We start from the raw sequence: 26,348 nt of genomic DNA, 5'->3' as shown, positions 1-26,348 counted from the left end.
GAGGATCACCCTCCCCCGCCCCGCAATCTCAGGCCGGCATGCCGCTGCCCGTGTAGTCCGCCACGATGTGCAGCATGGCGCGAAGCCCGGTGATCAGCCCGGCCTCGTCCACCCGGAAGCGCGGCGAGTGGTTGGGCGCGGCGCCCTGGGTGCCCGGCGCGTCGATGCCGACCATGAAGAACATGCCGGGCGAGACCTGGGCGAAGTAGGAGAAATCCTCCCCGGCCGAGCTGCGCTCGCCCTCCCTCGCCTTCTCCCCGGCCACACGGGCGAGGCTCGGCGCCATGCGCTCCACCAGCGCCGTATCGGCCTGGACGGGCGGGTAGCCGTTGGCCTCCCAGATCACCTCGGCCTTCGCGCCCATGCTGGCGGCCATGCCCTCCGCCATCTCCTTCAGGCGCCCCATGATGCGCTGGCGCGTCGCCTCGTCGAAGGTGCGGAGCGTGCCGGACATCTCCACCTTCTCGGGGATGATGTTGTAGCGCGTGCCGGCGTGGAACGTGCCCACACTGAGCACGGCGGCCTGGCGGGTGATGTCGGTCTCGCGGCTCACCAAGGTCTGCATCGCCGTCACGATCTGCGCGCCAGAAACCACCGGGTCCACCCCGGCCCAGGGCATGGCGCCGTGGGTCTGCTTGCCCGTGATCGTCATGCGGAAGCCGTCGGAGCTGGCCGTCACGGCGCCGGCGCGGTAGCGCAACTCCCCCACGGGCAGGCCGGCCACGACGTGCAGGCCGAAGACGGCGTCCGGCTTCGGGTCCGCCATGACGCCCTGCTGCACCATCAGCCGCGCGCCGCCGATCTCGCCCAGCGGCAGCTTCTCCTCGGCGGGTTGGAAGATCAGCTTCACCGTGCCGCGGATCTCGTTCCGGTGCGCGGCCAGCACCTCGGCCACGGCCATCTGGATGGCGACGTGGCAGTCATGCCCGCAGGCATGCATCACGCCCACCTCCTCCCCACCCCACTGCGTGCGGGCCCTGGAGGCAAAGGGAAGGTCTACCTGCTCGGCCACGGGCAGCGCGTCCATGTCCGCGCGCAGGGCCACCACCGGGCCATCCCCTGCGCCACCGCGCAGCACGCCCACCACGCCGGTCACGGCCACGCCCTCCCGCACCTCGTAGCCGAGACCGCGGAGATGGGCGGCCACAAGGGCCGCGGTGCGGCGCTCCTGGTTTCCCAGTTCCGGGTTCTGGTGGATGTCCCGGCGCCAGGCGATCATCCGCTCCTCGATCGCCTTCGCGGCCGCGTCCAGCTTCGCGTGGATCGGGCGCGCGGCGCCCGCCGTCACGGCAGGTGCCGCGGCCGCCAGGCGCGGCAGGGCGCAGCAGACGCAGGCGAGTGCCAGGAGGCCGCGCCGGGTGGGGCTGACGGCCTCGGCCCGGAGCGGCTGGGCGGGGCTCTTGCGGCTGAACATGGCGGGCACTCCCTGGGGCGATCCTCGGCCCCGTTCTAGACCCGCGCAGGGCGGAAGTCAGTCGGCCGCAGGCGCCAGCAGCCCGCCGGAGGAGGAGATGACGGGGGAGTCGCTCAGCTCCACCGCCTCGATCGCCACGCCCCGGCGCGCGATCTTGCCCGTGGTGATCTCGATCTGCTGCACATCCACCTGCATGTCCGCGAAGTGCTTCCGCAGCTTCGTCACGCGGTCGTCCAGCCGGCCCACATCCTTTACCAGCTCCGCGACCTGGGCCTTGATCTGCCCGGCCTCCGCCCGTATCCGCACGTCCTGCATCAGGGCGCGCATGGTGCCCAGCACGGCCCACATGGTGCTGGGCGAGACGATGTAGACGCCCATCCGCGCCGCCCGGTCCACCACCGGCGCGTGGGCCGCGTGCAGGTCGGCGTAGATCGCCTCGCTGGGCACGAAGATCAGCGCGCCCTCGGCTGTCTCGCCGGGGCAGATGTACTTGCCGGCCACGTCGTCCACGTGGCGGGTCACGTCGGCGGCGAAGCGCTTGGTCGCGGCGATGCGGGCGGCATCATCGGCCGCGTCGCGGGCGGCCAGCCAGGCCTCCAGCGGGAACTTGCTGTCCACGGCGATCGGGCCGGGCGGGTTGGGCAGGCGAATCAGCACGTCGCAGCGCGTGCGGTTCGCCAGGGTGTGCTGCCAGGAGAAGCCGTCCGGCGGCAGGCGGTCCTCCACGATCTGGCGCAGCTGCACCTCGCCGAAGGCGCCGCGGGACTGCTTGTTGCCGAGGATCTGGGCCAGGCTCCCCACCTGCGCGCCCAGCGCCTCCATGTTGGCGCGGGCCGCGTCGATCACCGCCAGCCGCTCGTGGATCTTGCCGGCCGTCTCCTCGGCTTTCAGGGCGTTCTCGTTCAGCACCCGCCCCAGGCGCTCGTTCTGGGCAGCCACAGCGGCGCCGAGCGCCTCCTGGGACGCGGCCAGCCGGTCCGCGAGCGTCTTCTCCTGCGCCGCCAGCCTCTCGTTCTGGGCGGAGAGGGCATTGGCCAGCGTCTCCGTCAGCGCGAGGGAGGAGGCGGCGAGGCGCTCGTTCTGGGCGGCGCTGGAATTTGCCACTGCCAGACCCTGGGCCGCGAGGGCATCAGCCATGGCGCGCGTGGCCTCCGAGAGGCGGTCGGCCAGGGCCTGCTCAGTGGCGCCCAGCCGCTCACGCTGGGCGGCCAGGGCCGCCTCGGTCGCAAGCCGCGATTCGGCCAGCCGGTCGGCCAGCACGCGCTCCGCGGCGGCGGCGCGCTCGGCCGCGGTGGCCGCCCCCCGTTCCTGCGCTGCCCCCAGCGCGTCCAGCTTGGCGGAGAGCACGGCGAGCGCCTCCCCGCTCCCGCCGCCCCGGCGCAGCAGAAGCGCCGCCACCCCGAGGAGCGCCAGGCCGGCCAGGATGATGGGCAGGATCGGGCTCAGTTCGGCCATCCGAAAAGCTTTCGACTCATTGGTTTGCGGGGCGGCTCTCGCGCTCCGTCAAATCCATGCCATATACCGGGGGCCCATGGGAACATTGCCGGAACCCTTCGCGGGATGGTTCGCCGCGCGCGGATGGACCCCACGCCCCCACCAGCTGGCCCTCTGGAAGGCCGCGCGAGCGGGGGAGAGCGCCCTGCTCATCGCCCCGACGGGCGGCGGCAAGACCCTGGCGGGCTTCCTGCCAAGCCTGCTGGAGTTGCACGAGGCGCCGCGGGAAGGGCTGCACACGCTCTATGTCTCGCCGCTGAAGGCGCTGGCGGTGGACATCGCGCGGAACCTGATGGACCCCGTGAGCGAGATGGGCCTGCCCATCCGCATCGAGACCCGGACAGGCGATACCCCCCAGAACCGCCGTGCCCGGCAGCGCGAGACCCCGCCGCACATCCTGCTGACCACGCCGGAGAGCCTCGCCGTCCTCCTGGCCAATCCCGAGGCGCCGGAGCTCTTCGCGGGGCTGCGGAGCGTGGTGGTGGACGAGGCCCACGCCATGGCCGGCACCAAGCGGGGTGACCAGCTCTCCCTCTGCATGGCCCGGCTGGACGTGCTGGCGCCGGGGCTGCGCCGGGTCGGCCTCTCCGCCACCGTGGCGCATCCCGAGGCGCTGCGCGCCTGGCTCTCTCCCACGGCCCGGGCGGAGGATGTGCGGCTGGTGGTCGGCCGGGGCGGGGCGGAGCCTGACATGAGCCTCATGCTGCCGGAAGGGCACCTGCCCTGGGGCGGGCACATGGGCATCGCCTCCGCCCCGGGCGTGCTGGCCCGCATCCGGGAGGCGGGGGTGACGATCGTATTCGTGAACACCCGCGCCCAGGCGGAGCTGATCTTCGCCGCCCTCTGGAAGATCAACGACGAGAACCTGCCCATCGCCCTCCATCACGGTTCGCTGGAAATCTCGCAGCGCCGGAAGGTGGAGGCGGCCATGGCGGCGGGGAAGCTGCGCGCCGTGGTGGCCACCGCCTCGCTGGACCTGGGCATCGACTGGGGCGCGGTGGACCAGATGATCCATGTCGGCGCGCCGAAGGGCGTTTCCCGCCTGCTCCAGCGCATCGGCCGCGCCAACCACCGGATGGACGAGCCATCCAAGGCCGTGCTGGTACCGGCGAACCGCTTCGAGGTGATCGAGTGTGTGGCCGCCACCGAGGCGGTGCGCGCCCACGAGCTGGACGGCGATCCGCCCCGGCCGGGTGGGCTGGACGTGCTGGCGCAGCACATCCTGGCCATGGCCTGCCAGGCACCCTTCCACCCGGACGACCTCTACGCCGAGGTGTCGCGGGCCGGGGCCTATTCCACCCTCTCCCGCCGCGACTTCGACGACGTGCTGCGCTTCGTGGAGGATGGCGGCTACGCCCTGCGCGCCTATGAGCGCTTCCGCCGCCTGTTCACGGATTCCGAGGGGCTGGTGCATGTGCGCGACCTGCGCGTGGCGCGGCAGGCCCGAATGAACCTCGGCACCATCGTCGATACGCCGATGATCAAGGTGCGCCTGCGCGGCGGGCCCGTACTGGGCGAGGTGGAGGAATGGTTCGCCTCCACGCTGGAACCGGGCAACAGCTTCATCTTCGCCGGGCAGACCCTGCGCTATGAGGGGATCGACGCCCTCACTATGGTCGTCTCCCGCGGGGGAGAGGGTGATCCGCGCGTGCCCGCCTATGCCGGGGCACGACTGCCGCTCTCCACCAACCTCTCCTTCCGCGTGCGCTCCATCCTGGCGGAGCCGCGCCGCTGGCGTGCCCTGCCGGATCCCGTGCGGGACTGGCTGCGCCTGCAGCAGCGCCGGTCCGAGATGCCGCAGCGGGACGGGATGCTGATCGAGGTTTTCCCCAAGGGCGGACGCTGGTTCATGGTCGCCTACTGCTTCGAGGGGCGGCTGGCGCACCAGACGCTCGGGATGCTCGTCACCAAGCGGATGGAACGGCTGGGCTTCGCGCCGATGGGCTACCTCGGCACGGATTACGTGCTGGCCACCTGGTCCGCCTTCGAGCCGACGGACCCGGAGCGGCTGTTCGAGGAGGATATCCTCGGCGAGGAGCTGGAGGAGTGGATCGCGGAGAGCTCCATGCTCCGCCGCACCTTCCGCAACATCGCGACGATCGCCGGGCTGATCGAGAAGAATCACCCCGGGCAGGAGAAGTCCGGCCGCCAGATGACCATGAATTCGGACCTGATCTACGACGTGCTGCGCAAACACGAGCCCGACCACATCCTCCTCCGCGCGACGAGGGCCGAGGCGGCCCACGGCCTGACCGACGTCTCCCGCATCGCCACCCTGCTGGCCCGCGTGCAGGGCGCCGTCCGCGTACGCCGGCTGGACCGCGTCTCCCCCCTCGCCGTCCCAGCCCTGATCGAGGAGGGGCGCGAATGGGTGGCGGGCGGCGCGGAGGACGCGCTGCTGGCCGAGGCCGCTGCCCTGGTGGAGCAGGCGACGGACGGCGCCGAGCACTTCGCGGACGTGCTGGCGGAGGTGACGGAGGGCGTCCGCGTGCGTTCAGGCGTGGTGGATCGCCCCCGACGACAGGACCGGAAGCGCCGCCCGCCGCCGCGCCGCTTCATCCGCAGCGCCAAGGGCCTGGCCTCTTGACCCCCGCCCCCCTTCATCTGGCGGGCGAGCGGCTGATGCTCGACCCCGCGGGCGTCGTGTCCTGGCCGGCGCGGCGCACGCTGATCGTTTCGGACCTTCACTTGGAGAAGGGCAGCCACTTCGCCGTGCGCGGGCGTTTCGTGCCGCCCTACGACACGCGGGAGACGCTCTCGAAACTCGCCCTGGCGGTCCGCCGCTACGGGCCGGCCCGGCTGGTGCTGCTGGGCGACAGCTTCCACGACCCCATGGGATGCGACCGCATGGCGCCGGCCGACTGCGCCACCCTGCAGCGCATCCTCGCCTCGGTGGAGGAGGTGGTCTGGGTGCTCGGCAACCATGATCCCGTGGCGCCGCGCGGCCTGCCCGGCACGGCGGTGGAGACGCTGGAGGACGGCCCCCTTACCTTTCGGCACGAGGCCGATCCGCGCGCGCAGGGCGAGATGAGCGGCCATTTCCACCCCAAGGCCACGCTGATGACGCGGGCCGGCGGGATATCCCGCCCGTGCTTCGCCACCGATGCCCGCCGGGTGATCCTGCCGGCCTTCGGCGCCTATACCGGCGGGCTGGACGTGCGGGACCCGGCTTTGGGCGGCCTGTTCCCTCGCGGCGGGCGGGTGTTCCTCCTCGGGCCAGACCGGCTTTTCAGCGTGCCGATGGCCCCGATGCGCCGGCGCCCGGAGCCCGTGGCATGACCGGCCCCGGGTGGACCGCGCGCGCCGCCCGCCCCCCTGCCACGGGGGAGGAGGGCACGGCTTGAGGGACATTCGCGCCCGCTTCCAGGGGATCCGCGTCGTCGGCGATGTCCATGGCGACGCCGAGGCCTTCCACGCCGCCGTGGAGGGTGCGGCCGAGGAGCGGCTCTTCGTCATCCAGCTCGGCGACCTGACGGATGGCGGGCCGGACGGGCCGGGGGTGCTGCGGCGCGCTTTCACCCTGCGGGCGGCGGGCCACGGCCTTTTCATGCTGGGCAACCACGACCACAAGCTGCGCCGCGCGCTGGAGGGCGCCTCGCTGCGGATCGAGCCGAACGGGCTGGGGCGCACGCTGGAGCAGATCGGCGCGGCGGCCGATGCGGAGACGCTCCGCCGCCGCGCCGTGGAGGAGATCGGCCGGGCCCCGGCCTGGCTGCGGATCGACCAGCGCCTCTTCGTCCATGGCGGCTTCCATCCGCGCATGCTGCACGCGCCGCCCCCGCCGGACGCCGGCGCGCGGAAGCCGGAAGGTCTGGTCCCCCGTGCGCTGTTTGGCCAGGTGACGAGCCGGATGCGCGAGGACGGCTTTCCCGAGCGGCTGCACGACTGGGTGGACCGCATTCCCCAGGGTTTCACCATCTACTGCGGGCACGAGGTGCGCAGCAGCGACGGCCGCCCCTACATGCAGCTCGGTGCCGGGGGCGGCGCGGCGGTGTTCATGGACACGGGCGCCGGCAAGGGCGGCCACCTCTCCTGGGTGGACCTGCCCTGGTAGGCCGCCTTCAGGCGAACCATATCCCCAGCGAGAGCAGCGCGAGGCCGGCAAGGATCCAGGCCAGCTCGTCCCCGATCAGCCCGCTATGCAGCCGCTCCAGCCCTGCGAAAACTGGCGCGGACACCGCCTCCACCCCCTCGGAGAGGAGCGTGGGCAGGCGGCTGCGCCCGAGGTGCCAACCCGCGATCAGCAGGGCGAGGCCGAGCCCGAGCAAGCCCAGCGGCAGGTGCTGCGGCACCTCCCCACCCGAGACGGAAGCCGGGGTGATGCCCGGCTGCATCATTCCCGTCGCGGCGTGCTGCGCCACCTCGGCCGCGAGATGGGCGGGCAGTAACGCCGCCAGCAGCAGCATCGCGACCACGGGCGCGAGCATGAGCGGCAGGGGCCGGTTCGCCTTCTCTGCCTCGTCCTCTGAAGGGGCGTGCTCCTCCTCTCCCTTCACCTCACCCCAGCCCAGGAAGATGCGGCCGGTCGCGCGCAGCACGGCAGCGCCCGTCAGCCCGGCACCGATCGGCACGGCCAGGATCACCCAAGGGTAGGGCTCCGAGCCCGCAGCCGCGTCCAGCAGCTTCGTGCCCTCCTCCATCAGGCCGACCGGAAGGCCGGCGAGGAGCAAGCCACCGGCGGCAAAGGCGAGGCCCGCGGGCCAGATCTCCCGCCCACGGCCGCGCAGCCCGATCTCATCGATGCCGCCAAGCCGGGCCATGAGCACGCCGGCCAGGGCGAAGAGCGCCCCCTTTACCAGCCCGTGCCCGACCAAGTAGGCCAGCGTCCCCGCGAGACCTTCTGCCGAGAGCAGCGCAACGCCCATCAGCAGGATGCCGGTATGGGAGACGGTGGAGAAGGCGAGCATCCGCTTCACGTGCCTCTGCCCCAGGCAGAGCATCCCGCCCAGCACGGCGGCGGCGGCGCCGAGCCATAGGATCACCGCGTGCAGGGCTGCCGTCACCTCTGCCACCGGCGCGAAGATCGTCCAGGTCAGGCGCGCCAGGCCGAAGACGCCCATCGCGACCATCGCGCCGGAGAACACCATCGAAACCGGTGAGGGCGCGACCGCGTGCGCGTCGGCGAGCCAGAGGTGGAAGGGCACGGTGGCGCCCTTGATCAGCAATGCAGCGGCCAGGAGGCAGAAGGCGCCGGGGATCACCGGATCCCCCGCCGCCCGCGCCGCTTCCTCGCCCAGCGCGAGCATGTCGAGGCGGCCAAGACGGGCATAGAGCAGCCCGATCCCCGCGAGCATCATGAGCGAGCCGAGCGAGTTGGTGACGGTGAAGTTCAGCGCGCCCTCTAGCGCCGAAGCCTCCAGCCGGTAGGCGGTGAGCGCGAAGGCCGCGACGCTCATCACCTCGAACCAGACGAAGAGGTTGAACAGGTCCCGCGTCAGGCAGAAGCCGCACATGGCCGCCATGAAGACGAGCATGAGGACGTGGAACTGCACCCCCACCTCCTCGAAGAAGCCCCAGGCGAAGACGAAGGAGGCGGCGAAGAGCAGACCGACAAGCGCCACCATGGCGGACCCCGCTAGGTCCGCCTGGAAGGCGATGCCGATGGGTAGGCCGTCGCGCGGTGACCAGCCGCCGAACCAGTGCAGAAGCGCCCCGTTACCGGTCCGCGTGGCCATCAGCACGCCAAGCCCGACGACTGCCAGCGCGGTCAGGACCGCCACGATGTCCGCGCTCCTCCGGGGCAGATGGTGCCCGAGGGCGAGCAGGATGGCGGCGACGAGGATGGGCCCGGCGGCGGCCAGCGGCGGGAGGGCGGAGCTCATCGCCGCATCGGCTTCAGTTCCTCGGGATCGAGCGTGCCACGCCGCTTATGGAGTTGCAGGGCGAGGGCGAGCAGCAGCGCCGTGACGGCGGCGCCCACCACGATGTCCGTCAGCACCAGGGCCTGCACCACCGGATCCACGGCGGGCGTGCCGGGCGGGTGGTCGGAGAAGATCGGCGGGCCGGCCCCCCAGCGGAAGCCCGCGGCCAGCAGCAGCACATAGGTGCCGGACTGCATTACGCTGAGGCATCCGATGAGGTGCACGTAGTGCCGGCTCGTCATCATGCCGTAGAAGCCGATGGCGAAGAGCCAGAGGGCGACCAACCAGGGCAGCGCGCTCACGGCTCTTCCCCATCCTTCGGCTCGCGGGTCTCCTCCAGAAATTCCAGGAAAAGCATCCCGAAGGCTCCGGACACCGCCAAGCCGACGCCGAAATTCACGACGGGGATGACACCGCCGGACAGGATCGAACCCCATTCGCCGAGCGGCAGAACATTGGTCAGGAAGGCCGCGCCCGTGAGCATCGCGCCGAACCCCATCAGCGCGTAGAGCCCGGCGCCGCCACCCTCCAGCGCGTGCAGCACCACGCCGGGAACCAGCCGCCGCCAAGCGTTGTAGCCCTCGCCCACCCAAACCAGGAGCAAACCGGAACCGATGATCGCCCCGCCCTGGAAGCCTCCCCCGGGCGTGAGCTGCGCGTGCAGCACGACATAGAGGCCGTAGAGAAGCGTCAGCGGCGCGATGATCCGGCAGAGCAGTACCACCGCTTCCGACCGCGGCGGGATCGGCCGGTCGCCGCAGGTGGCCGGGCGATCCCCCACCCCCTCCCCGCGCGAGCCGCGCAGCACGACCACCGTTCCCACCACGGCAGCGAGCAGCATGACCTCCTCGCCCAGCGTGTCGAAGCCGCGCAGGTCGAAGTTCACGGCAGTGACCATGTTGGAGACGATGCGCTCGGCGGGAGCGATGCGGTTCACGGCATCGCCGTAGGGCAGCGGGTGGTCGCCGAAGGCCGGCATGGCCCGCAGCACGGCTAGCGCGCCCGGCGCCAGCGCCAGGGCCGCCAAGGTGGCGAGGATGCCGCGCGCGCGCGGGCTCATTCCTTCTCCTCCGGCCGGTGGAGCCGGATGCTGGCGAGCACGGCGAGAAAGAGCAGCGGCACGGCCGCCGTTCCGACCACGAGCTGGGAGAAGGCGACATCCGGCGCCTGCAGCGCTGTGAAGAGCACCGTCAGCGCCAACCCGTTCGCGGCCATCGCCATCACTTGCCGGCGCGGCTGGCGGGTCAGCACCACCCCGGCACCGGTCGCCGCGACGAGAAGGAGGAGCCCGGCCAGCAGCGGCGTCATCGTGCTTCCTCCCGCTTGACCAGCGCGCGGCCGGTGGCGTGAGAGGTGGCGGCGCCGACAAGCCAGCTCAGCAGCACGATCGCGGCCACCTTCAGCGCGCGGGCGGAGGCGCCGTCCGTGACAAAGGCGGCAACGGCCAGGGGAAGCCCACAGGCGATGTTCACGAAGGCGACGGCGTGCAGCCTGTTCAACGGCCCCCGCAGCCGGGCGGCGCCCGCCGCGGCCAGCCAGGCCGCCGCTACCATCGCGGCGAGGAGGGCGCCTACCAAAGCTTCCGTCAAAGCCAGCGCTCCAGAAAAACAGCCATCAGCAGCGTGCCAGGCAGGGTGAGGAGCACGAGGGTGAGCGGCAGGTCCGCGATCGAGGGCTGGTCGAAGGCGTAGCTCATCGCGACTAGGAGCGGCACGGCGATGGAAGAGGCGAGCTGCGCCGCGACCAGCCTTGTGCCGGCCGAGCCGCGCAGGGCGAGAAGGGCCGCGAGCGCGAAGGGCGGGAGGAGTGCCGCCGTCGCCGCCAGCCAGAGCCCGGTCACAACGGCCACCGCCGGTCCGGCGCCGCCGGCTGGGGCGAGAGGCGGTGCAGCGGCAGCGCGCCGGGCGCCGCCTCGTCCAGCACGAAGCCGTTCGGTGCGAGGGAGAGGCCGAGCACGGAGAGCGCGCGCCGGGCGTTTTCCTCAGGCATATCGGCGCCCTGCTCGAAGGGTTGGCCACCGACCGAGCCCCGTGCCCTGCTTCCTGGTGACAAGGAGCCCAGTAGGGCGGCGGCGACCGATGCCGTTTCCCTGGCCAGCGTCGCGGGCAGCCCCGCGAAGGCGCGCCAGCGGACGGCGCGGAAGGAGAAGGCCTTCGGGGCACAGCGCCGGAGCGCCAGAGAGAACCATGCCGCCGCGCCGCCACCGACCACGGCGACGACGATTTCGGCCCCCTGCACCTGCCCGGCCATGAGCAGATAGGCCCCCGACAGCAAAGCCCAGCGCCACAGCATCATGGCATCCCCTTCCCGTGCCCCCAACTCGGCGGCACGGTCCGGGTTTCCGGCGAGGTTCAGCCGATGCCGACCTTCCGGTTCACGAACTCCAGCGAGTAGCCGCGCCGGATGTCCAGCCCCGCCGGGTACACGCCCGTCTCCCGCATGATGCCGTAGAAGCGGTCCCAGCGCTCATGCGTCATGGCGCCAACGCCGAGCGTCAGCGCCTCGTTGGAGCGGACGATGCCGCGCTCGTTCATCGCGCGCAGGCCATAGGCCAGCAGGTCGTCCGGCATCTCCGGGTTGTGCTTCTTGATCAGGGCGTTCGCGGCGGCGACGTCGGTGCCCTTCATGTACTCGGTCCAACCCTCCATCGTCGCGTCGATGAAGCGCTGCACCACGTCGCGCCGCTCAGCGACCATCCGCGCGGAGACGTCGATCGTCGTGTTGTAGGCCTCGTAGCCGGCATCGGCGAGGAGGTGGACGCGGGGCCGCGCGCCCTCCTTCATGGCGGAGAAGGGCTCGGAGGACACGAAGCCCTGCCAGATCGCCTCCTTGTTCGCCATGTAGCCCTGGAGCCCTGCGGTCTTGGGGCGGATCTGGCTGTCGTCGAACCCGAAGCGGCTGCGCAGGAAGGGCCAGTGCGTCACGCGCCCCGCGGCGCTGATGCTGATGGGCTTGCCCTTCATCTTCTCGAAGCTCTCGATCCCCGCCTCCTCGTGGGTCATGAGGATCACCGGGTCCTTCTGGAAGACCGCGCCGATGCAGAGGAAAGGCATGCCGTCCCGCGCGTAGTTCAGCGCCTGGAAGGGGTTGGACATGATCATGTCCGCGCGCCCGCCCACCAGCATCTGTGCGGGGTTCTGCTGCGGGCCGCCCTGGCGCAGGTCGCACTCGATCCCGTACTTGCGGTAGATGCCGGCAGCCACTGCCTGGTAGTACCCGCCGTGCTCGGCCTGGGCGCGCCAGTCCGTCTGGAACACCACCTTGTCCAGGGTCTGGGCCGAGGCCCTGCCCCCGGGGACGAGGACCAGGGCGGAGCCGCCTGCAAGGAGGCGGCGTCGGTCGATGCGGTACTTGGTGCCCATGGCGGGTCCCCTTCGAAGGCCGGTTCCGCGCGCGGGCCCCATGCCCGCGACGATGCGCGATCCGCGCTTGATGGCACGCCACCCCACCGGGCGGAAGCGCGGCCTTCCCGCGCCCCCTTAACCAAGGCTATTCCCCCGCGCGTCGGCCGCTATGCTGCGCGCCCTTCCCGCCCCGCTCCCACCTGAGAGGCCAATCCACCCGGCATGGACGTCGCCGCTTCACCCCCTCCTGACACGGCGGCCCCGCGCGGGACGGCACCGGACGAGATGGTCGACGGGCGCGGCCGTGTCCGCGCGCACTGGAGCGGCCTGCTCGGTGCGATCTGCAGCATGCCCGAGGGGGAGCTCGCCCAGCGGGCCCAGCGCCTGGACCGCGCCTTCGAGGAGGAAGGCTCGGCCGGGCTGCTGCCCGCCGCCGTCCCTGGCGACAGGGCACGGCGGCTGGATCCCGTGCCGCTGGTGCTGGACGCCGCGGGCTTCGAGGCGCTGTCGGCCGGGCTGGCCCAGCGCGCCCGCCTGCTGGAGAGGGTCCTGGCAGACCTGTACGGCCCCCAGCGCCTCCTCGCCGAGGGCCTGCTGCCGCCGGAGCTGGTCTTCCCCAATCCCGCCTTCCTCCGCCCCTGCCGCGACCCCCGGCCCGGCGCCGGCAAGCCCCGCTTCCTGCACGGCTACGCGGCGGACCTGCTGCGCGGGCCGGACGGCCAGTGGCATGTCACCGCGGACCGGCTGGTGGCGATGGAAGGGGTGGCCCAGGCGCTGACGAACCGCGCCCACATGGCCCGCACCCTTCCCGAGTGCACCCGGGCCGCCCGGATGCGCCCGCTGCACCCCTTCCTGGACGCCTGGCGCGACCTGTTGCACCGCGCGGCCGGCGCCGGCCCCTCCGGGCCCGCCACGGTAGCCTTGCTGACCCCCGGCGTCGGCCATCGCGCCTGGGCCGAGCACGTCACCCTGGCGCGCGACCTATCTTGCGCCCTGGCCGAGGCGGGCGACCTGACGGCGCGGGGCGGCGCCCTCTTTCTCAAGACCCTGCGCGGGCTGCAGCCCGTGCGCCTGCTGCTCTCCCGCGTCGAGGGGGCCCTGCTGGACCCGCTGGAACTGGGCGGGCGCACGGCGCTGGGCGTTCCGGGCCTGCTGGATGCCATGCGGGCCGGCACACTGGCCGTGCACAACCATCCCGGCGCCGGGCTGGCCGAGGCGCCGGGGCTGCGGGCCTTCCTGCCCGCGCTCTCGATGGCCTTGCTGGGCGAGGCCCTGTCCCTCTCCTCCCGCGAGACGCTCTGGTTGGGCGATCCGGGCGCCCGCGCCCGGGTGGCGGCCACGCCGGACGCCTTCGCGCTGCGCCCCGCCGTGAGGGGCGTGCCGGAAGGTGCCGGGCCGGAGGCGGATCCGCGCGCCTGGTGTGCCGTGCGGTGCATGTCGCCCTCCGTCGCGCCGTCCCTTTCCGGAGAAGGGCTGGCGCCCCGCCCGGTGGTGCTCCGCATGTTCCTGCTTCATGACGGCGAGGATTGGCGCTGCCTTCCCGGCGGGCTGGCACGGGTGGCGGATGGGGATGGCAGGCCCACGCCACTCTGCAAGGATGTCTGGGTCCTCTCGGAGGACCGGGCGGAGATCCGCGGGCCGGGGCCGTTGAGCCTTCCGGCCCTGGCGATCCGCCGCGCCTCCGGAGACCTTCCCTCGCGCGTCGCGGACAACCTTTTCTGGCTCGGCCGCTACGTGGAGCGGCTGGACGATTCCGCCCGGCTGATGCGCGCCACCCTGGCGCGGCTGGACCGCGCCCCCATGCTGCCGCACGACGCGGCGGAGGTCTCCGCCCTCGCCCGCTGCCTGCAGGACGCCCGGCTGATCACGGAGGAGGAGCGGCCGACCTCCGGCGAGGATGCCGCGCTGCGCCGCGCGCTGACGCGCGCCGGGCGGGAGGGCGGCAGGCTGCACCGGCTGACCGGGGAGGTGGCGCGGCTGGTGGAGGCGACCCGGGACCGGCTGACAGGCGACATGCACGCCGCCTTCACCGTGCCCCTGCGGGAATCCCGCGCCGCTCTCCTGGCCGCCGACAACCCGGCCGCGCTGGGTGCCGCGCTCGGCGGGCTGGTGCGCTACGCCTCCGGTGTCGCGGGGGTGGCGGCCGAGAATATGGTGCGCGGGGGCGCCCACAGCTTCCTCGACCTCGGGCGGCGGCTGGAGCGCGGCGTCAGCGTCTCCGCCCTGCTGGGCCACCTGCTGGCGGAGCCGCCGGCGCGGGTGGAGAGCGCCCTCGCCCTCGCGCTGGAGCTCTGCGATTCCGTCATCACCTATCGCACGCGCTACCTCCACGTGCTGCAGCCGGCACCGGCCCTGGACTTGGTGATGGCGGACCCTGCCAATCCCCGCGGCTTGGCGTTCCAGCTCTCCGCCGCCGAGATCCTGCTGACCGGGGTCGAGGGTGGCGGCGAGCCAAGCCTCTCCGCCGGCGCCCGCCGCCTGCGCCAGGACGCGGAGGCCATGGTGGCCGAGGTGACGCGGGCGGCCGAGCCGGCGCAGGCGGCGAACGGCCTCTCCGGCCGGCTGCTGGCGCTGAAGGACACGGTGGGCGACCTGTCGGACGCGATCGGCCGGCGCTACTTCACCCTGATTGCCGCGCCGCGCCTGCTGGGGGTGGACACGGCCGAGAGGGGGGCGGCGTGATCTACAAGGTCCGGCACGTCACCGCCTACAACTACGAATCCCCGGTGGAGATGGCGACGCACCTTCTCCACCTGCTGCCGCGGCCGCTGGAAGGGCGGCAGCGCGTGCTGCGCGCCGGCCTGTCCTGCGACCCCGCCCCGGCCCGGCGCGCGGAGGCGCCGGACCACTTCGGCAATGCCACTGCCTGGCTCTACCTGGACCGGCCGCACGCGCGCTTCACCGTGACGGCGGAGTTCGTGGTGGAGGTGACGCCGCCGCCTCCCCTGCCCGCCGCCACCCCTGCCTGGGACGGCCTGCGGGAGGCTGCGCTGCGCCGCCCGGACGTGGCCGAGTTCCTCTTCCCCAGCCCCGCCCTGCCGCCCGTGGAAGGGGCGCGCGCTTTCTTTGCCCCGCACTTCACCCCCGGGCGCCCGGCCGGGGAGGCAGTGATGGAGATGATCGCGGCCTTCCGCGGGAGCATGGCTTTCCGCTCAGGCGTCACCACCGTCTCCACGCCGGTGGAGGAGGTGCTGCGCCGCAAGGCGGGCGTCTGCCAGGACTTCGCGCACCTGATGATCACCGGGCTTCGGATGCTCGGCATCCCCGCGCGCTACGTCTCTGGCTACATCCGCACCCGTCCGCCGCCGGGGGGCGTGCGCCGCGTCGGCGCGGACCAGTCCCATGCCTGGGTCGCCGCCTGGCTCGGCGAGGGTATCGGCTGGGTGGAGATGGACCCGACCAACAGCCTTTTCGTGGCGGAGGAGCACGTGGTGCTCGGCTGGGGCCGCGATTTCGGCGACGTCTCGCCGCTGCTCGGGATCATCCTCGGGGGCGGGCAGCACTCCGTCTCGGTCGGCGTGGACATGGACGAGGCGGAGCCGGTTTCCGGCTGAAGGGCCCGGCGGGCCGGCGCGGCACCGTTCCTGCATGGGCGCGCGGACTGCGCCCGAGGACTGGCGCCACGACCATCGGAGAACGCCGAACATGACCCTTTCCCGCCGATCTCTCCTCGCGGCCGGTGCCGCCGGGCTCGCGCTGCCCGCCATTCGCCCGGCCATGGCCCAGGCGCCGCTGCGCTTCTGCCTGGACTGGGCGCTGCAGGGGAACCACGGCATGTTCTCCCTGGCGGATGACCGGGGCATCTTCCGGCAGAACGGCATCAACCTGCGGATGGACCGCGGCTTCGGCTCCGGCGACACCACGGTGAAGATCGCTTCCGGCGCCTACGACATTGGCTACACCGACGTCTCCACGATGGTGAAGTTCAACGCCGAGAATCCCGATAAGAAGATCGTCTCAATCTACCAGGTGCTGGACCGCACGGCGGCGGCACTGATCACCCTGAAGAAGAGCGGCATCTCCACGCCGAAAGGCGTGGCCGGCAAGCGCCTGGGCGCGCCCGAGGGCGAGGGCAGCCGCATGCTCTTCCCCGCCTTCGCCAACGTGGCGGGCATCGACGCCGCCTCGGTGAAGTGGACGAGCATGGCGCCGAACCTGCGCGACACCATGCTGGCCCAGGGCCAGGTGGATGCCGTCACGGGCTTCCTGTTCACCACCTACTTCAACCTCGTCGGCCTCGGCACGAAGGAGGACGACATCGTCGCCTGGCCCTATGCGGAGAACGGGCTGGACATCTACGGCTCGGCCGTCGTCGCCCGCGCGGACTGGCTGGAGAAGAACCCGCAGGTGGCGGCGAACTTCGTGAAGTCCTCCATCGCCGGGCTGAAGCTGCTGCTGGCGGAGCCGGACGCGGCCATGGCCTCCCTCAAGAAGCGCGAGTCCCTCTTCGACGAGGCGCTGGAGAAGCGCCGCTGGTTCATGACCCGCGACCGCTCCATCCTGACACCGAACGTGAAGGCGGGCGGCACGGGCGTGCTGGACCAGGCGCGCGGCGAGCTGCTGATCAAGGTGAATGCGGAGGCCTACGGCGTCTCCAACCCGCCGAAGTTCGCGGACCTGTTCACCGACCGCTTCCTGCCGCCCCAGGCGGAGCGGATGCTCGGCTGATCCCGAGCTGCCGGCCGGGAGAGTCCCCTCCCGGCCGGCGGCTTAGAGCAGTGACGTCTCGATGCGCGCGACGAGCGGCAGGTGGTCCGAGGCGCCGCGCGCCAGCTTCGTGTCATGCGCCCTCCGCTCCGCGACCAGCCCGTGCGGCAGGCCCATGATCCGGTCCAGCGGCAGCATCGGGCGGAAGGCCGGGAAGGTGTGGACCGGCGGCTGGTGGCCGAACACCGCCTCCAGCACGCCGAGCGCGGAAGCGCCGGGGCGCCATTCGTTCAGGTCGCCCATTACCAGCGTGGGCATGGGCCGCCCCTGGCCGATCGCCTCCAGCAGCGCCTCCGCCTGATGATGGCGCCGCGCCGCGCCGAGGCTGAGATGGGTCGCCACCACCCGGAAGGCGCCCCAGCCCAGGTCCAGCTCCGCGAGGATCGCGCCCCGCGGTTCCAACCCACCGATCCGCAGCCCGACCGGCGGCCGCAGCACTCTCGCGCCCGGCCGCACCAGCAGCACGTTTCCCCGCCAGCCCTGCTCTCCCGCCCGATCCGTCACGGTCAGCGGCCGCAGCCCGGCCTCGCGCTCCAGCCCGGCGGCGTCGAACATCGCGCGGCCAGGCCGCAGCCAGTGCTGCGCCTCCTGCAGCGCGACGAGGTCGGCGCCCGTCTCCGCGATCACCCTGGCGATGCGCGCGGGGCGGAAGATCCCGGCGGTGCTGCGGCCCCGATGGGCGTTGTAGGTGGCGACGATCACGGGTTCAGGCCCTGGGGCGCCGCAGCCCGGCCAGGGCGGCGCCCAGCGTCGTAAGGGCAACGTCCGTCCAGGTGTCCGTCCAGTCGCCGATCAGGTGGGTGGCGTACTCGAAGGCTTCCCAGACCGTGCCGAGGTTCAGTCCGAAGATTGCGGCGGCCAGCACCAGATGGGCCCGGCCGCGCGGGCGCCCGTCCGCCGCCAGGAGCGCCAAAAAGACCGCACCGGCCAGCCCGCCGCTGACGAGGTGGACGACCTCGTCATAGGGGTTCTCCCCGTAGAACCAGTTCAGCCCGTAGCCGGGGCTGGAGACGAGCGAGGCCAGGGCCGGCACCGCGTCCAGGCTTCGCGGCAGGGCGCGCAGGCGCCAGGGCAAGGCCGCCATCCGCTCCCGCGGCGGCAGGATCAGGCCGAGGCAGCCCAGCGCGGCCAGAGCCGTGCCCCCGGCGGCATTGCCCTTGTCCAGAGTCCAGAACCAGGCGGCCACGCCGAGAAGCGCGAGCAGTGAGGCCCAGGCCAGGGGTGACTGGCGCCTCAGGTCGTCCCCTGTCAGCAGTGGCACGCGCGGCGCCTCCCCGGGCGGGTTGGCCGCCGCCGAGCGCCCCATGTAAGTCTTGCCCGCCACACGGGAAGGGTAGGTTCATGAAGGTCGCCGTCTTCAGCGCCCGCCGGTACGACCGGGCGATGCTCTCCGAAAGTAACGCGACGCATGGGCATGAGCTGACCTTCCAGGAGGCACGTCTGGGACCGGAAACGGCGGCGCTGGCCGCGGGCTTCCCCGCCGTCTGCGTCTTCGTGAACGATGCGGTGGATGCCCCGGTGCTGGAGGCCCTGGCGCGGGGCGGCACGCGGCTGGTCTGCACGCGCTCCACCGGCTTCAACCAGATCGACCTGCGCGCGGCGGGGCGGCTGGGCATCCGCGTCGCCCGCGTGGCGGACTACTCGCCCTACTCGGTCGCGGAATTCGCGGTCGGCCTCCTGCTCTCGCTGAACCGCCACATCCACCGCGCCCACAACCGCACCCGCGACGGCAATTTCGAGCTGGACGGGCTGATGGGCTTCGACCTGCACGGGCGGACCGCCGGCGTGATCGGCACGGGGAAGATCGGGCGCGTCTTCGCCCGGATCATGGCCGGCTTCGGCTGCCGCATGCTCGGCCACGACCCCTTCCCCAGCCCTGAATTCGAGGCGCTGGGCGGGCGCTACGTGCCGCTGGAGGAGCTGGCGCGGGAGAGCGACGTGGTCTCCCTCCACTGCCCGCTGGCGGAAGGCACGCGCCATGTCGTCGGGGCCGGCTTCCTGGCCGCGGCAAAGCCCGGCCTGCTGCTGGTGAACACCAGCCGCGGTGGGCTGCTGGACACGCAGGCGGCGATCGAGGCGCTGAAGTCCCGCCGCCTCGGCGGGCTGGCGATGGACGTCTACGAGAACGAGGCCAGCCTGTTCTTCGAGGACCGGTCCAGCGAGATCATCCCGGACGACCTGATCCAGCGCCTGGTGTCCTTCCCCAACGTGCTGCTGACCGGCCACCAGGCCTTCTTCACGCGGGAGGCGATGGGGACGATCTGCGCCACCACGCTCGAGAGCATCACGGCCTTCGAGCGCGGCGAGGCGCTGGCGAACGAGGTTACTGCACGCTGATCCTCTGCTCTCGGATGATGCGGGCCCAGCGGTCGGACTCGGCCGCGATGCGCCGGGCGAAGCTTTCCTGCGTGTTAGGCAGGTAGATCAGGCCCTGGTCGTCCAGTAGCTTCTTCACCTCCGGCGTGGCGGCCGCCTCCGTATAGGCCTCGTAGAGCCGGTCGATCACCGGGCGGGGCGTGCCCGCGGGGGTGATCACGGCGTACCAAGTGACGACATCCGCGTCCGGGTAGCCGGATTCGACCATGGTCGGCACCTCCGGAAGCTGCGGGATGCGCTGGGGCGTGGTGACAGCCAGGGCCTTGATGGCACCGGCCTTCAGCTGCGGCAGCATCAGCGGCAAGGTGTCGAACATGGCGTGCACGTCGCCCTGCAGCATGGCGGGCAGGGATTCGTTCGTGCCCTTGTAGGGAACGTGCTCCATCTGGATGCCGTCCCGCTCCTTCAGCATCTCGAAGATCAGGTGCTGCGCGGTGCCGACGCCGACGGAGGCGGCGTTCATCCGCCCTGGCCGCTCCTTCACCATCGCGACCAGCTCCACCACGCTGTTCACGGGCAGGTCCTTGTTCACCACCAGCACGAGCGGCGAGGCGGCGAACATGGTCACGGGCACCAGGTCTCGCCGCGCGTCATAGGGCATGTCCCGGTAGAGATGCGGGAAGATGGTCAGCGGGCCGAGGTTGCCCATGCCGATCGTGTACCCATCCGGCGCCGACCGCGCGATCTCCGCCACCCCGATGCGCCCGCCCGCGCCCGCCTTGAAGTCGTTGACGATGGGCTGGCCGATGCGGCGGGAGACCTGGTCGTTGTAGCCGCGCGCGATCAGGTCGTTCAGCCCGCCCGGCGGCCAGGGGATGACGAAGCGCACGGGCTTCGCGGGCCAGGACTGGCTCAGGGATTGCGCTAGCGCCGGACGGGCCAGGGACTGCGCGCCGGGGATGGCGAGGAGTGCGGCGAGGTCGCGGCGGCGCAGGCTGGGCATGGGCGGTCTTTCCCTGGAATGGCGGGCGGGCGGATGATGCAGCGATCATGCCAGGATCGTCTTGACCCGCCAGGGGCGACCGCGCGAGGGTCCGTGCCATGCAGCCCGAACACCTCCTTCCCATCGGCGGCCGCGCCGCCTGGACCGGCGCGGACCTGGCGCGCGACGAGAGCTGGGTCTTCCGGCTGGACGACGCGGCCGTGGCGGAGATCGATGCCGCCCTGGCCGGTGTCCGCGCGCGCGGCCTGCCGCTGCAGCGCATCCGCGCCGCCGACTTCCACCTGCCCGTCCTGAGGCCGACGCTGGACGCCGTTTCGGAGGAGCTGGAGAGCGGCCGCGGCCTGGTCCGCATCGCCGGCCTTTCACCGGACCGCTATTCGGCCGAGGAGCTGAACACGGTCTTCTGGGGCATCTGCGCCCATCTCGGCACGCAGCTGCCTCAGAACACGAAGGGCGAGATCCTGGCCGAGGTGAAGGACGAGACGGGCACCGGCACGGCGGTAACGGGGGCCGATGCAAGCGGCGCCGTGCCCTCCGCCCGCGCGCGGTCGCGCTCCACCGGGCCGCTGCGCTTCCACACGGACAAGTGCGACTTGCTCTGCCTGCTCTGTGCCTCCAACGGCATCGCGGGCGGGGAGAGCCGGATCGTCTCGACGATCGCCCTGCACGATGCGCTGGCGGAGCGGCGGCCGGACCTGCTGCGCGTTCTCTACGAGCCTTTCTACCGCATGCGCCCGGCCGATGAGGAGGGCGACGAGGTTTCGGACCGCGTCTTCACGATGCCCGTCTTCTCGCGCGGGCCGACCGGCGCCTTCACCAGCCAGTACTCCCGCACCTACGTGGAGATGGCGCATGCCGAGCCCGGCGTGCCGCCGCTGCGGCCTGAGCAGGTGGAGGCGATGGACATGCTGGCCGCACTGGCGGACGAGCTGTGCCTGCAGATCCCCTTCGAGCCCGGTCAGATCCAGCTGATGAACCAGCACGTCACCTATCACGGCCGCACCGCCTACGCCGACGACGCGGCGCACGGCGCTTCCCGCGTGCTGCTGCGGATCTGGCTGGCGGCGCCGAACAGCCGGGCGCTGCCGGCCGGCCACGCCGTGCAATGGGGCAGCACGGCGCCGGGCGCGATCCGGGGCGGGGCGATGCCCGGGCGCTCGGCGCTGGCAGCCTAGGGCAGGCCTCGGCGGGGCGGCATCGCGCGGAAGCGCCAGTCCGCCCCTTGTCGCCTAGTCCGGCTGGATCTTCGCTTCCCGCACCACCCGGGTCCACTCGTCCAGCTCCCGGACCACGCGGGTCTGGATCTCGGCAGGCTGCATGATCCGGATGATCGCGCCCTGCTCCTCCGCGCGTCGGCGGAAATCGGGGGTGGCGACCACGGCGTTGCAGGCCTCGGTCAGGCGGCGCAGCGTCGCCTCCGGCGTCCCGGCGGGCGCGAAGACGGCGAACCAGCCGATCACCTCTAGGTCCGGGAGGCCCTGCTCCGCCAGGGTGGGCACGTCGGGCAGCGCCGGGTGGCGCTGCGGGGCCGTGATGGCGATCGCCTTCAGCCGCCCCTCCCGCACGAAAGGCATGAGAGGTGGCGGCGTCGTGATCATCATCTGTACGCGGCCCGCGACGAGATCCTGCGTGGCTGGGCCCGTGCCGCGATAGGGAACATGCGTCATCTGCGTGCCCGTCCGAAGCTTCAGCAATTCCGTGCCGAGGTGCTGGAGCGAACCGTTGCCGGAGGAGGCGTAGTTCAGTTCTCCCGGGTGCGCCTTCGCGTAGGCGACCAGCTCCCCCATCCCCGCCGCGGGGACGGATGGGTGCAGGAAGACCACCTGCGGCGCATCCAGCAGCAGCGCGACGGGGGCGAAGTCCTTCCGCACGTCGTAGCCGATGTTCGGCACCAGCGCGGGCGAGCCGACATGGTAGCCGGAGTACTGCACCAGCAACCGCGTGCCGTCCGGCCGCGCCCGGGCGACATCCTGCGTGCCCAGGGCGCCATTGGCGCCGCCCTTGTTCTCCACCACCACGGGCTGGCCGAGCTGACGCGAGAGCGGCTCGGCGAGGAGCCGCGCGGCGAAGTCGGTCGTGCCGGCCGGGGCGGTAGGCACGACGAGGGTGATGGCGTTGCTCTGGGCGGCCGCACTGCGAAAGGTGGCGGCGGAGGCCAGAGCGGCTACGGCCGTTCGTCTGGACAGTGGCATGGCTTCTTCTCTCCTGGACTTTGAGAGACAGCATAGCCCGGCCCGTCAGGCGCGGGAGCGTTGCCGAAATGCCACGCCGGGCAACATGAGCTCATGCTGTCGCACCCTGCGATTGCGAACCGTTTTCAGATCACATAGGTGCGAGGTTACCGCTGCCTCATCACGACAGCGGCACCGGAGACTGCCATGCGCCCCGCCCGAAACCGTCCCGCTCGCCTGCTGGCTGGGTTGATGAGCGCCACTGCCCTGACAACCGTGGCCCTGTCGGCTGCCATGGCCCAGGACGCCCCCGACACGCTGAACGTCCCGACCGTGGACGTTGCCGGCAGCGCCGAGAGGGCGCTGGATCCCGTGCGCGGCTTCGTGGCGCGGCAGGAGATCAGCGGCACGAAGACCGACACGCCATTGATCGAGAACCCGCAATCCGTCTCCGTCGTGCCGCGCGACCAGATCGACGCGCGCCAGGCGCAGACGCTCGGCGAGGCGCTGCGCTACACCGCGGGCGTGCGGGTGGAGAACTTCGGCACGGACAGCCGCACGGACTGGTTCCAGATCCGCGGCTTCAATGCGCAGGACAACGGCATCTTCCTGAACGGCCTGCGCTACAATACGGGATTCGCCGGCAACGTGTACGAGACCTACGGGCTGGAGCGGTACGAAATCCTGCGCGGCCCCACCTCGGTCCTCTACGGCCAGATCGCGCCCGGGGGCCTCGTCAACATGGTCTCCCGCCGCCCGACGGACACGGCCCAGGGCGAGGTGCGGCTGACGGCCGGCAGCTTCGGCCGCGCCCAGGCGCAGGCGACGACCAGCGGGCCGCTGACGGCGGACGGCGTTTGGTCCTACAGCCTCACGGCCCTGGGCCGTAAGAGCGAGACGGCCGTCGACTTCACGCGCGACGACCGCGCCTTCGTCGCCCCCGCCCTCACCTTCCGGCCGGACGCCAACACCTCCCTCACGGTGCTGGGCTACTACCAGCAGGACAGCACCTCCGGTAACCAGTTCCTGCCCTACACCGGCACGGTGCGGCCGACGCCCTTCGGCCGCATCAGCCGCGAGCGCTTCACCGGCGAGCAGGACTTCGACAAGTACGCGCGCACGCAGCTCGGCACCGGCTACGAGTTCAGCCACCGCTTCAACAACGTACTCTCCTTCCAGCAGAACGCGCGCTACTCGCACACGGACATCTCCTGGAACCAGGTCTTCGGCGGCGGCCTTCAGCCCGATCAGCGGACGCTGAACCGCTTCGCCTTCCAGGCCGACATCGGCGTCTCGACCTTCCAGGTGGACAACCAGCTGCGCGCCGACTTCACCACCGGCCCCCTGACCCACACCGTCCTCGGCGGGTTCGACTACAGCTACGTGACCTACCGCAACGGACAGGGCTCCACCGGCTTTGCCGGGCTCGACCTGTTCTCTCCCGTCTACGGCACCGCGCCGATCCCGAGCATCCCTCAATTCAGCAACGTTCGGCAGAACACCAGCCAGTACGGCATCTACGCGCAGGACCAGATCCGCTGGGGGCAGCTGGTGCTGCTGGGCGGCATTCGGCAGGACTTCACCTATGCGGACACGCGGAACCGCCTGACCGAGGGCAACAGCTACCAGTACGACGGCAAGTTCACCTGGCGCGTCGGCGCGATCTACCTCTTCGAGAGCGGTATCGCGCCCTACGTCTCCTACGCCCGCTCCTTCCAGCCGCAGATCGGCACGGATGCGCGAGGCGTCACCTTCGAGCCGCTCGAGGGCGAGCAGTACGAAGCGGGCATCAAGTTTCAGCCGAATGGAATGCGAAGCTTCGTGCAGGCCAGCGCCTTCCAGCTGACCCAGCGCAACACGCTGACCACGGATCCCGGCAACGTCGTCAACCAGATCGCCGTGGGCCAGGTGCGCGTACGCGGTCTGGAGCTTGAGGCGGTGGCCGAGCTGGGCAACGGAGTCACCCTCACGGGCTCCTATACCTATCTCGACCCGGAGATCACTCGCTCTGGCAATCCCGACGAGTTGGGCAACCGCCCGAACGGCGTGCCGCGCAACACGGCCGGGCTCTATGGCGAGTACACCTTCGTCAACGCCGCCGGCCCGCTCTCCGGCCTGACGCTCGGCGCGGGCGTGCGCTACCTCGGCAACACCACCAGCGCCAATACCAACTACTTTGTGGTGCCGGCCGCCACCCTGTTCGACGCCACCATGCGCTACGACCTGGAGAAGCTCTCCCCCCGCATGCGCGGCCTGACGCTGGCGGTGAACGCGAGCAACCTGGGCGACACGCGCTACGTCAGCCGCTGCTCGACGAACGATGCCTGCTTCTACGGCAACCGGCTGAACGTGCTGGGGAGCGTCTCCTACCGCTGGTGAGCGCGTAGCCGGCGCGAGGGAGCTTCCCCCGCGCCGCGCCGCACCGCCTCAGGCAGCGGCCGGATCGCCCGGCGCCGTCTCCCAGGCCAGCCCGACGAGTGCGACGACCCGCCGCCCGCCAGCGGCGGGTTTTTGCACGATGAGGCCCTGCTCCTCGATCCAGGTCAGCAGCCGCCGCGCCCGCCCGGCGGAGCGGCTGCCATAGGCGCGCGCGATCGCGGCGTCTGACGGACAGGGCAGGCCCTGGCGCGCGGCATGGGCCAGCAGCAGGAAGACGCCCTGCGTGTCCTCCGGCAGGGTGTCGGCGCGGGCCGCGGCCTCGGGCCAGCCGGGGTCGTTCGCGGCCTCGGGCGGCACCCCGGCGCGGGCCACGGCGAGCATGCGGCGGAAGGCGGGCAGCTCCGGCGGCTTCCCACCCACCGCGTGGATGCGCAGGCGCACCAGCAGGTCCTGGTAGAGGACACCGATCGGGCGGAAGGCCGCGTCCTCCTCGGCCAGCATCTCGTGCAGGATGGCGCGGGTCCGGGCCTCGCGCTCGGCCGCCTCCTCCGGGCTCGGCTCCGGCTCCGGCGCGCGGGCCGCCGCGGCCGGCCGCGCGCCGGATGCCTGGGCGAGTTGGATCAGGATGTCCTGTGGCGGCATGGCAGCCGGCCGGCGTTCCCGGCGCGGAGTGGCGACCGGATCTGGCGCGGCCAGGATCAACTCCCGCGCCTCCTCCGGCGCGGTCTGCGGCAGGGGCGTGAGGGATGGCCCGGAACCGCGACTCTCCGTCTCCACCTCGCCGACGCGGATCGCGAGGGGCCGCCGGGCGATCGCTGGGCCCAGCCCGATGAAGTGGCCGCGCTGCAGGTCGCGGAACTGCTCTGCCTGGCGGCGCTCCATGCCCAGAAGATCGGCAGCCCGGGCCATGTCGATGTCGAGGAAGGTGCGGCCCATGAGGAAATTGGAAGCCTCGGCCGCCACGTTCTTCGCCAGCTTCGCCAGGCGCTGGGTGGCGATGATTCCGGCCAGGCCGCGCTTGCGCCCCCGGCACATTAGGTCCGTCATGGCGGAGAGGGCGGCGCGGCGGGCATCGTCCGACACGTCGCCCCCGGCGGCGGGGGCGAAGAGCTGGGCCTCGTCCACCACCACCAGCATCGGCGTCCAGTGGTCGCGCTCTGCGTCGAACAGCCCGTTCAGGAAGGCCGCGGAGTGGCGGAGCTGCTTGTCCACCTCCAGCCCCTCCAGGTTCAGCACCACGGAGACACGGTGGCGGCGCACCCGGTCGCCCGCGGCGGCCATGGCCTCCTCCGGGTGGGCGGCGGCATCGATGACAAGGTGGCCGAACTTCTCCGCGAGCGAGGTGAAATCGCCTTCCGGGTCGATCACGGCCTGCTGCACCCAGGGGGCGGACTGCTCCATGAGGCGGCGCAGCAGGTGGGACTTGCCGCTGCCGGAATTGCCCTGAACCAGCAGGCGGGTGGCCAGAAGCTCCTCCAGGTCGAGCGTGCCCGCGGCGCCATTGGTCGTGCGCCCCATGTCGATGGAGATGGTCATGGGCGGGGATATAGGGCAGATCGCCGGGGCGCGGCATCGCCCGCAGGCGTGAATCTGTCCCCTCTCCGATGGATCGGGGCCGATGGGGTAGGCAGCGCGGCGCATCGCTTGCAGGGTGCGGCG

At 71.9% G+C, this 26,348-nt stretch carries 24 protein-coding genes; 9 read left to right on the top strand and 15 right to left on the bottom strand.

The genetic code is table 11. The annotated features are described in order from the left end of the window. Positions 1 to 28: 28 nt before the first annotated feature. Positions 29 to 1,414, bottom strand: a complete 1,386-nt coding sequence (locus NRP21_RS04175) for an amidohydrolase (protein ID WP_257714920.1) — start codon at positions 1,412 to 1,414, stop codon at positions 29 to 31. A 57-nt stretch (positions 1,415 to 1,471) separates the two neighbouring features. Beyond that, positions 1,472 to 2,869: a DNA recombination protein RmuC gene (rmuC, locus tag NRP21_RS04170; RefSeq protein ID WP_257714919.1), complete on the bottom strand. Its 1,398-nt coding sequence runs from the start codon at positions 2,867 to 2,869 to the stop codon at positions 1,472 to 1,474. Between the two features lie 76 nt (positions 2,870 to 2,945). Between rmuC and NRP21_RS04165 the strand changes: the two genes are divergently transcribed. The 3 genes from NRP21_RS04165 (at position 2,946) to NRP21_RS04155 (ending at position 6,962) form a co-directional block, all read left to right on the top strand. Then, complete coding sequence (locus NRP21_RS04165; protein ID WP_257714918.1) at positions 2,946 to 5,495, top strand: ligase-associated DNA damage response DEXH box helicase; 2,550 nt, start codon at positions 2,946 to 2,948, stop codon at positions 5,493 to 5,495. After that, positions 5,492 to 6,187, top strand: coding sequence for a ligase-associated DNA damage response endonuclease PdeM (gene pdeM / locus NRP21_RS04160; protein WP_257714917.1), 696 nt, complete (start codon positions 5,492 to 5,494; stop codon positions 6,185 to 6,187). Before NRP21_RS04165 ends, pdeM begins: the two co-directional genes overlap by 4 nt. A 61-nt stretch (positions 6,188 to 6,248) precedes the next feature. Further along, on the top strand, positions 6,249 to 6,962 hold the full coding sequence (locus NRP21_RS04155) for a metallophosphoesterase (RefSeq protein ID WP_257714916.1): 714 nt from the start codon (positions 6,249 to 6,251) through the stop codon (positions 6,960 to 6,962). 7 nt (positions 6,963 to 6,969) lie between these two features. Here the strand turns inward: NRP21_RS04155 and NRP21_RS04150 are convergent, their stop codons facing one another. The 8 genes from NRP21_RS04150 to NRP21_RS04115 are packed head-to-tail and all read right to left on the bottom strand — an operon-like array spanning position 6,970 to position 12,131. After that, a complete protein-coding gene (locus NRP21_RS04150; protein WP_257714915.1) occupies positions 6,970 to 8,730 on the bottom strand; it encodes a complex I subunit 5 family protein in 1,761 nt (586 codons plus the stop codon). Beyond that, positions 8,727 to 9,071 carry a sodium:proton antiporter gene (locus NRP21_RS04145; protein ID WP_257714914.1) on the bottom strand — a complete coding sequence of 115 codons (345 nt, stop codon included), beginning with the start codon at positions 9,069 to 9,071 and terminating at the stop codon, positions 8,727 to 8,729. The genes NRP21_RS04150 and NRP21_RS04145 overlap by 4 nt, the downstream gene beginning before the upstream one ends. Then, entirely contained in the window at positions 9,068 to 9,829 is a 762-nt protein-coding gene (locus tag NRP21_RS04140) for an MnhB domain-containing protein (protein ID WP_257714913.1), read from the bottom strand. The genes NRP21_RS04145 and NRP21_RS04140 overlap by 4 nt, the downstream gene beginning before the upstream one ends. Next, the gene (locus NRP21_RS04135) at positions 9,826 to 10,077 is read right to left on the bottom strand and encodes a Na(+)/H(+) antiporter subunit B (protein WP_257714912.1); all 252 of its coding nucleotides are present in this window, start codon (positions 10,075 to 10,077) and stop codon (positions 9,826 to 9,828) included. The genes NRP21_RS04140 and NRP21_RS04135 overlap by 4 nt, the downstream gene beginning before the upstream one ends. Then, positions 10,074 to 10,358, bottom strand: coding sequence for a monovalent cation/H(+) antiporter subunit G (locus tag NRP21_RS04130; RefSeq protein WP_257714911.1), 285 nt, complete (start codon positions 10,356 to 10,358; stop codon positions 10,074 to 10,076). The genes NRP21_RS04135 and NRP21_RS04130 overlap by 4 nt, the downstream gene beginning before the upstream one ends. Next, complete coding sequence (locus tag NRP21_RS04125) at positions 10,355 to 10,618, bottom strand: monovalent cation/H+ antiporter complex subunit F (protein ID WP_257714910.1); 264 nt, start codon at positions 10,616 to 10,618, stop codon at positions 10,355 to 10,357. Before NRP21_RS04125 ends, NRP21_RS04130 begins: the two co-directional genes overlap by 4 nt. After that, positions 10,606 to 11,064, bottom strand: coding sequence for a hypothetical protein (locus NRP21_RS04120; RefSeq protein ID WP_257714909.1), 459 nt, complete (start codon positions 11,062 to 11,064; stop codon positions 10,606 to 10,608). The genes NRP21_RS04125 and NRP21_RS04120 overlap by 13 nt, the downstream gene beginning before the upstream one ends. Before the next feature lie 56 nt (positions 11,065 to 11,120). Then, positions 11,121 to 12,131: an ABC transporter substrate-binding protein gene (locus NRP21_RS04115; protein ID WP_257714908.1), complete on the bottom strand. Its 1,011-nt coding sequence runs from the start codon at positions 12,129 to 12,131 to the stop codon at positions 11,121 to 11,123. Positions 12,132 to 12,335: 204 nt separating this feature from the next. Between NRP21_RS04115 and NRP21_RS04110 the strand changes: the two genes are divergently transcribed. The 3 genes from NRP21_RS04110 (at position 12,336) to NRP21_RS04100 (ending at position 16,781) form a co-directional block, all read left to right on the top strand. Next, positions 12,336 to 14,795 (top strand): circularly permuted type 2 ATP-grasp protein, encoded by a 2,460-nt coding sequence (locus NRP21_RS04110; protein ID WP_257714907.1) that lies wholly within the window; start codon positions 12,336 to 12,338, stop codon positions 14,793 to 14,795. Further along, positions 14,792 to 15,667, top strand: a complete 876-nt coding sequence (locus NRP21_RS04105) for a transglutaminase family protein (protein WP_257714906.1) — start codon at positions 14,792 to 14,794, stop codon at positions 15,665 to 15,667. Before NRP21_RS04110 ends, NRP21_RS04105 begins: the two co-directional genes overlap by 4 nt. 91 nt (positions 15,668 to 15,758) lie before the next feature. Next, a complete protein-coding gene (locus NRP21_RS04100; protein WP_257714905.1) occupies positions 15,759 to 16,781 on the top strand; it encodes an ABC transporter substrate-binding protein in 1,023 nt (340 codons plus the stop codon). A gap of 42 nt (positions 16,782 to 16,823) precedes the next feature. On the opposite strand, the gene NRP21_RS04095 is transcribed toward NRP21_RS04100, so the two are convergent. Continuing rightward, positions 16,824 to 17,522, bottom strand: a complete 699-nt coding sequence (locus NRP21_RS04095; RefSeq protein ID WP_257714904.1) for an endonuclease/exonuclease/phosphatase family protein — start codon at positions 17,520 to 17,522, stop codon at positions 16,824 to 16,826. Positions 17,523 to 17,526: 4 nt separating this feature from the next. Further along, positions 17,527 to 18,126, bottom strand: coding sequence for a hypothetical protein (locus NRP21_RS04090; RefSeq protein ID WP_257714903.1), 600 nt, complete (start codon positions 18,124 to 18,126; stop codon positions 17,527 to 17,529). Positions 18,127 to 18,161: 35 nt separating this feature from the next. On the opposite strand from NRP21_RS04090, the gene NRP21_RS04085 reads away from it, so the two are divergent. Next, positions 18,162 to 19,157 carry a 2-hydroxyacid dehydrogenase gene (locus NRP21_RS04085; protein ID WP_257714902.1) on the top strand — a complete coding sequence of 332 codons (996 nt, stop codon included), beginning with the start codon at positions 18,162 to 18,164 and terminating at the stop codon, positions 19,155 to 19,157. Here the strand turns inward: NRP21_RS04085 and NRP21_RS04080 are convergent. Continuing rightward, a complete protein-coding gene (locus tag NRP21_RS04080; protein ID WP_257714901.1) occupies positions 19,144 to 20,139 on the bottom strand; it encodes a Bug family tripartite tricarboxylate transporter substrate binding protein in 996 nt (331 codons plus the stop codon). The genes NRP21_RS04085 and NRP21_RS04080 overlap by 14 nt on opposite strands. A 98-nt stretch (positions 20,140 to 20,237) precedes the next feature. On the opposite strand from NRP21_RS04080, the gene NRP21_RS04075 reads away from it, so the two are divergent. Beyond that, entirely contained in the window at positions 20,238 to 21,314 is a 1,077-nt protein-coding gene (locus tag NRP21_RS04075; RefSeq protein ID WP_257714900.1) for a TauD/TfdA family dioxygenase, read from the top strand. A gap of 54 nt (positions 21,315 to 21,368) precedes the next feature. Here NRP21_RS04075 and NRP21_RS04070 read toward each other — a convergent pair whose 3' ends face one another. Next, on the bottom strand, positions 21,369 to 22,331 hold the full coding sequence (locus tag NRP21_RS04070; RefSeq protein WP_257714899.1) for a Bug family tripartite tricarboxylate transporter substrate binding protein: 963 nt from the start codon (positions 22,329 to 22,331) through the stop codon (positions 21,369 to 21,371). A 231-nt stretch (positions 22,332 to 22,562) separates the two neighbouring features. Here NRP21_RS04070 and NRP21_RS04065 point away from each other — a divergent pair, with 231 nt between their 5' ends. After that, on the top strand, positions 22,563 to 24,689 hold the full coding sequence (locus NRP21_RS04065; RefSeq protein WP_257714898.1) for a TonB-dependent siderophore receptor: 2,127 nt from the start codon (positions 22,563 to 22,565) through the stop codon (positions 24,687 to 24,689). 48 nt (positions 24,690 to 24,737) lie between these two features. Here NRP21_RS04065 and NRP21_RS04060 read toward each other — a convergent pair whose 3' ends face one another. Then, complete coding sequence (locus tag NRP21_RS04060; protein ID WP_257714897.1) at positions 24,738 to 26,225, bottom strand: AAA family ATPase; 1,488 nt, start codon at positions 26,223 to 26,225, stop codon at positions 24,738 to 24,740. Between the last annotated feature and the right edge of the window lie 123 nt (positions 26,226 to 26,348).

This window comes from Roseomonas populi (assembly GCF_024594815.1).
GTDB lineage: Bacteria > Pseudomonadota > Alphaproteobacteria > Acetobacterales > Acetobacteraceae > Roseomonas > Roseomonas populi.
The sequence above is the reverse complement of the archived record's forward strand: the minus strand, read 5'-3'. Positions and strand labels throughout refer to the sequence as shown.